Below are 1,131 nucleotides of genomic sequence, written 5' to 3'. Positions count from 1 at the left end.
TCCGACGCCAGCGCCGACGGTACGACCGCCTTCACGGATAGCGAAACGCAGACCGTCTTCCATCGCGATGGTTTTGATCAGGGTAACAGTCATCTGAATGTTGTCACCTGGCATTACCATTTCAACGCCTTCTGGCAGCTCGCAGTTACCAGTCACGTCAGTAGTACGGAAGTAGAACTGTGGACGGTAGCCTTTGAAGAACGGAGTGTGACGACCGCCTTCTTCTTTGCTCAGAACGTAAACTTCTGCAGTGAACTTGGTGTGCGGCTTAACCGAACCCGGCTTAACCAGAACCTGACCACGCTCAACGTCGTCACGCTTGGTGCCACGCAGCAGAACGCCGCAGTTCTCGCCAGCACGACCTTCGTCGAGCAGCTTGCGGAACATTTCAACACCGGTGCAGGTGGAAACGGTAGTGTCACGCAGACCAACGATTTCCAGCGGATCCTGAACGCGAACGATACCGCGCTCGATACGACCGGTCACAACAGTACCACGACCCGAGATCGAGAATACGTCTTCGATTGGCATCAGGAACGGCTTGTCGATCATACGAACTGGCTCTGGGATGTAGCTGTCCAGAGTTTCAACCAGTTTCTTGACGGCAGTGGTGCCCATCTCGTTGTCGTCTTTGCCTTCCAGCGCCATACGAGCCGAACCGATGATGATTGGAGTGTCATCGCCCGGGAAGTCGTAAGTGGACAGCAGGTCGCGAACTTCCATCTCAACCAGTTCCAGCAGCTCAGCGTCGTCTACCAGGTCAGCCTTGTTCAGGAAAACCACGATGTACGGAACGCCTACCTGACGGGACAGCAGGATGTGCTCACGGGTTTGTGGCATCGGACCATCAGCGGCCGAGCAAACCAGGATAGCGCCGTCCATTTGAGCAGCACCGGTGATCATGTTCTTCACATAGTCAGCGTGACCTGGGCAGTCAACGTGAGCGTAGTGACGGATCAGCGAGTTGTACTCAACGTGCGCGGTGTTGATGGTGATACCGCGAGCTTTTTCTTCTGGAGCGCTGTCGATCTTGTCGAACTCAACTACGGCCGAACCGAAAACTTCGGAGCAGACGCGAGTCAGAGCAGCGGTCAGAGTGGTTTTACCGTGGTCAACGTGACCACTCGTCTC

Annotated in this window: 1 protein-coding gene; it reads right to left on the bottom strand. The window is 55.4% G+C overall.

Annotation, left to right across the window (positions count from 1 at the left end):
* Positions 1-1,131: elongation factor Tu (tuf, locus tag FGA82_RS31975; protein WP_141130157.1), on the bottom strand; the 1,131-nt coding region annotated here is incomplete at both ends.

The sequence above is a fragment of the Pseudomonas fluorescens genome, from assembly GCF_005938625.1.
Taxonomy (GTDB): Bacteria; Pseudomonadota; Gammaproteobacteria; order Pseudomonadales; family Pseudomonadaceae; genus Aquipseudomonas; species Aquipseudomonas fluorescens_BD.
This window is presented reverse-complemented; position numbering and strand designations above follow the sequence as displayed.